This window comes from Planktotalea frisia, from assembly GCF_001890925.1.
GTDB lineage: Bacteria > Pseudomonadota > Alphaproteobacteria > Rhodobacterales > Rhodobacteraceae > Planktotalea > Planktotalea frisia.
Map to the genome: position 1 here is coordinate 1 of NZ_MLCB01000081.1, position 3994 is coordinate 3994.

Sequence of the window (3994 nt, forward strand, 5' to 3'; positions counted from 1 at the left end):
GTCTTCAAGGTTGGATACATCTTAGCACGCTGTCCAGTTTTGCCGGACCACTTCAATCGCCAGTTTGAAACATTGTAGCTAATTGGTTTAGACTCCAGTCCGTAGCTGTAACAACTATATTGAATTCAACTGTGGAAGTTTCTGTATCATCATCAACATTGTCATCAACACTAACTTCTTCGTCCACTTCAACAACCATCAGAAAATCCTTTTCATACGTTCCCATCACTTGATGGCAATCTGCCCTAAGTTGCAACAAAGATTGTTTAAAGCTGTTCATAACACCCTTTAGACAATGCCATATGTTGGCGAAGATCTCACAACGCCGGACCAAAGATGGGCGCTCCAACCTATGAACAGCGCGCTTTATGGCGGCAAAATCCGATCAACCGATCGTCGGGGATTGAAACACCAGCAAAAGCGCCGACCCGTGGGGTCGGTCCGGCGCTTGGCGGGGCAGTAAACTGCTATTCCCGCCTTGGTGGGTTGCGAGTGATGCGCCTAGATTACTGAGGCCCCTGCCCCCAAAAGAAAAACCCCAGCCACTCGCGCAGCCGGGGTTTCCCGAATTCATCAAAGATAACAGATCTTAGAGACCAGTGGTCACGTCGATTGTGTTGCCTTCTTCAAGCGTTACATACGCTTTCTTGACGTCTTTCCGGCGACCCATTTGGCCACGGAACCGCTTTGACTTACCCTTAGTGATGGACGTGTTCACGGCCTTCACCTTGACGCCAAAGAGCGCTTCAACAGCTTCTTTGATCATTGGCTTGTTAGAGTCGATTGCCACTTCGAAAACCACCGCGCCATTTTCGGACGCCATTGTTGTTTTCTCAGTGATAAGCGGCTTGCGGATCACGTCGTAGTGTTTTGCTTGAGCGCTCATTTCAAACGGGCCTCCAATGCTTCGATACCCGCTTTCGTGATGACAAGAGTATCACGCTTCAGGATATCATAGACGTTTGCACCCATGGACGGCAGAATATCGAGACCTTCGATATTACGTGCTGCTTGCATGAAGTCTTCGTTCACGCTTGCGCCGTCGATGATCAGGGCACGTTTCCAACCCATTGCAGTGACCTGTTTGGCCAAAGCAGAGGTTTTCATTGCACCAGCCGCCTCATCGATGATCACCAACTCGCCAGCTTTCGCTTTTGCGCTGAGTGCCAGCTTGAGACCAAGTGCGCGGACCTTTTTAGGCAGATCGTGGCCGTGGCTACGAACGACTGGACCTTTGTAGATACCACCCCCGCGGAAGATAGGTGCAGAGCGAGCACCGTGACGTGCGCCGCCAGTACCTTTCTGACGATATATCTTCTTTGTGGAGTACTTAACTTCGGACCGTGTCTTTACCTTGTGCGTACCCGCTTGAGCGTTGTTACGCTGCCAACGGACCACACGGTGCAGAATGTCTGCGCGTGGCTCAAGACCGAACAGGGCCTCGTCCAAGTCAACAGAACCGGCTTTGCCGCCGTCCAGTTTCAATACATCTAGTTTCATGCTTCACCGCCTTCTGCAGGAGCTTCAGCAGCCGGAGCTTCTGTTGCTGCAGATTTAAGAGCCGCAGGGAAAGGAACGCCATCAGGCAATTTCTTTTTCACAGCGTCTTTCACTGTGACCCAGCCGCCTTTGGAGCCTGGGACTGCGCCTTTGATCATGATCAAGCCACGATCGAGGTCAGTCTTAACGACTTCAAGGTTCTGCGTTGTCACGCGAGCAGCGCCCATGTGACCAGCCATTTTCTTGCCTTTGAAAACCTTACCGGGATCCTGACACTGGCCAGTCGAGCCGTGCGAACGGTGAGAGATAGAAACACCGTGTGTCGCGCGAAGGCCGCCGAAGTTGTGACGCTTCATAGCACCCTGAAAGCCTTTACCGATGGATGTGCCGGACACGTCCACTTTCTGGCCTGCGAGGTAGTGCTCAGCAGAAATCTCTTCGCCCACGTTGATGAGGTTCTCCTCGGAGACGCGGAACTCGGCAACTTTACGCTTCGGTGCAACTTTCGCTGCTGCGAAGTGACCGCGCATCGCCTGAGAAGTACGCTTGGTTTTTGCTGTGCCTGCACCGAGTTGAACCGCTGTGTAGCCGTCCTTGTCGGATGTACGCTGTGCAACAACCTGAAGCGCGTCGAGTTGGAGAACGGTGACAGGAACTGCCTTGCCGTCTTCCATGAACAGTCGGGTCATGCCGACTTTCTTTGCAATGATTCCAGAGCGCATCTCTATGATACTCCCTTAAACCTTGATCTCGACATCCACACCAGCGGCGAGGTCGAGCTTCATCAGCGCGTCAACGGTCTGGGGGGTCGGATCAATAATGTCTAGCATACGCTTGTGCGTGCGAACTTCCCACTGGTCGCGGGACTTCTTGTTCACGTGAGGCGAGCTCAGAACTGTGAATTTTTCAATCTTGTTCGGCAAAGGGATTGGGCCGCGAACGTCTGCGCCTGTCCGTTTTGCTGTATTTACGATTTCCTGAGTGCTCGCATCGAGAACTCGGTAATCAAACGCCTTCAGGCGAATGCGGATGGTCTGGCTACCTGCCATAATCATCACCCCTAAATTCAGGGTCTAGATCGGAGAGGAGGAACGCGGCTCATCCGGGCCCCTCTTCGCGTCTTTATACACGACATAAAAGAAGGGCGCGTCTGTCGCACCCTCATCGATAGCGCGCGTATAGGGGGAGTCGAGGAGTGGTGCAACACAAATTTTCTAACTTGCGATCGACTTTCTGCTTAGATCGAATGCTTGAATTCGCATAGGTTTTTTCGCGTTTGGAACCCAAAAAGGGCGGTCATTCTTAACCATACGCTCAATTAGTTTCTTCTGACGCAGCATCTTTGGGAAATTACGGGCAGGTTTACATCGCTCATGGTTCGTTAATTTCACCAGGCGAGCAGCGCGCCGGCCTGTTGCTGTAGAGGACATCATTTTCAAGCCATAGTCGCCAGGAAAAAACGTCTCAACAGGATAGCCTGCAGAGAAAACAATTTCATGTCGCTCACAAATGAGATGATAGTAGCGCATGTTCTCTAACGCAGGCTTTTGAACCACTTCATCGCATTCCAAAAACGCCTTTGCACTGATCAAAACCTCCTTTTCTCCGAACATGCGTTCAGCAACGGGAGAAGATACCATAAGCCTGTGCTGTGGCGACAACCACGAATCTGAATTGGGCAATCCATTACACAATGCACCTTGAGGTATAAGGATGGGTTGATCGCTTGCTTGGTTTCCAACGGGTGTAGAAAACGCCCCGATCAAATGGACGTACCCGTTATCCAACGTACGGACAAGATCACCCGCACTAAGCGTTTCAACCGCACGTTCACCCATGTTTGTGTCAATTGGCGAACCGCTGGCAAAACAAATGACCGAAGTGTTATCGACAGAAGAATCTGCGAAGAAGCCTGTATAGTTTGAACTGGCAAGACTGGTAAGAGAAAAACTTTGGACTGACAAATTGTCAAAAGATCCACCATTTGCATAGTCGGTTAAAAACGTATTTCCGTCTTGGCTTTGTATGACCGTTCCATAAATTCCTATCGTGGATCCGTCACCGAGCGTAACGGTCACATTATAGACCAGTGTTGTGTCAATAAACTGGGTAGTCGCACCAAAACCAACATCGAAGGAAATGTCTTCTCCCGCAGTGGTTCCCATTTCATCATCACTTAGAGCACCGTCGTTGTTCGCATCGGATACAGTTACGTTTATTAGTTCCGGTGACGCATAAGTTCCCAGAATGAGCCCAGGATTTTCAGCCTCAGTGTTGGATTCAACCGTGTCCATTGCCGCAAAATTGCCCAAGTAAAACATTTGGCTGTTAAAGGTTGCCATTCTTTAGAGCTCCAATCCACCGATCTGGTCGATTGGGTGCAAATTTCATACCAAGCCGAATGAGCGCTTACCGAAACAGAAGTTTTCTAGCTATACCGCTGCTACCCCAAAACCCGAATTTTTTCATGGGTTATGACGCGGAAATTGTCTGA

The 3994-nt window shown here is 50.4% G+C and carries 6 protein-coding genes; all 6 read right to left on the reverse strand.

The window, feature by feature from the left end:
- Nucleotides 1-52: 52 nt before the first annotated feature.
- The gene (locus PFRI_RS04680) at nucleotides 53-280 is read right to left on the reverse strand and encodes a hypothetical protein (RefSeq protein ID WP_072629583.1); all 228 of its coding nucleotides are present in this window, start codon (nucleotides 278-280) and stop codon (nucleotides 53-55) included.
- Nucleotides 281-589: 309 nt separating this feature from the next.
- Nucleotides 590-886, reverse strand: coding sequence for a 50S ribosomal protein L23 (locus PFRI_RS04685; protein WP_072629584.1), 297 nt, complete (start codon nucleotides 884-886; stop codon nucleotides 590-592).
- Nucleotides 883-1500 (reverse strand): 50S ribosomal protein L4, encoded by a 618-nt coding sequence (gene rplD / locus PFRI_RS04690; protein WP_072629585.1) that lies wholly within the window; start codon nucleotides 1498-1500, stop codon nucleotides 883-885. The genes PFRI_RS04685 and rplD overlap by 4 nt, the downstream gene beginning before the upstream one ends.
- Nucleotides 1497-2222, reverse strand: a complete 726-nt coding sequence (rplC, locus tag PFRI_RS04695; protein WP_072629586.1) for a 50S ribosomal protein L3 — start codon at nucleotides 2220-2222, stop codon at nucleotides 1497-1499. Before rplC ends, rplD begins: the two co-directional genes overlap by 4 nt.
- Nucleotides 2223-2237: 15 nt before the next feature.
- Nucleotides 2238-2549, reverse strand: a complete 312-nt coding sequence (rpsJ, locus tag PFRI_RS04700) for a 30S ribosomal protein S10 (protein ID WP_072629587.1) — start codon at nucleotides 2547-2549, stop codon at nucleotides 2238-2240.
- Between the two features lie 165 nt (nucleotides 2550-2714).
- On the reverse strand, nucleotides 2715-3842 hold the full coding sequence (locus PFRI_RS04705; protein ID WP_072629588.1) for a Hint domain-containing protein: 1128 nt from the start codon (nucleotides 3840-3842) through the stop codon (nucleotides 2715-2717).
- Nucleotides 3843-3994: the final 152 nt, after the last annotated feature.